This window comes from Streptomyces shenzhenensis (assembly GCF_003688995.1).
Taxonomy (GTDB): Bacteria; Actinomycetota; Actinomycetes; order Streptomycetales; family Streptomycetaceae; genus Streptomyces; species Streptomyces shenzhenensis_A.
This window is the reverse complement of the sequence record NZ_PENI01000111.1, coordinates 1-639: the sequence shown is the minus strand read 5'-3', so window position 1 is coordinate 639 and position 639 is coordinate 1. Positions and strand designations below refer to the sequence as shown.

At 74.8% G+C, this 639-nt stretch carries 1 protein-coding gene; it reads right to left on the bottom strand.

What is annotated here, in order from left to right:
* Positions 1–639 (bottom strand): class I adenylate-forming enzyme family protein (locus tag CTZ28_RS46410; RefSeq protein ID WP_147481320.1); only part of this gene is annotated, 639 nt, incomplete at both ends.

Below are 639 nucleotides of genomic sequence, written 5' to 3'. Positions count from 1 at the left end.
ATGTCCTTCAGGCGTCCGACGACGTGCAGCACGCTGTCGGCGTCGAGGTAGCCGAGGTCGCCGGTACGGACCCAGCCGTCGGGGGTGCGGTAGCGGGCGTCCAGATCGGGCGCGCCCACGTAGCACAGCGGTGTCATGGGCCCCCGGGAGATGATCTCCCCGATGTCGCCGTCGGGGAGCGGAGCGTGGGTCTCCGGGTCGGCGATGCGGATCTCGGCGACCCGGGGGTCGGGGTGGCCCGCCACCACCCCCGCGGCGTCGGCCGGGGGCACGGTGCTCGACAGCCCCGTGTGGCAGTTGACGCCGTCGGCGGAGCCGTAGAGGTTGACCACCGGGCAGCCGAAGGCCTTCGCGGCTGCGGCCGCGGTGGCCTCGTCGAGCGGGGCCCCGCCCAGGACCAGGGCGGTGGGGGCCGGCAACCGCTCGCTCGTCGCGTCGAGGCGTTCGAGCATCATGCGGACCATGGGGGGCACGCCGAGGACGTGGGTCGGCTCGTGCTCGCGTACGGCCGCGACGGCGGCCTCGGGCGAGAAGTGGTCGAGCAGGACCAGGGTGCCGCCGTGCCGGGCGAGGGTGACGGCGGTTCCGTTGGACCCGAAGGCGGAGGCCAGCGGTACGAGGAAGAGGCAGCGCGGCGGG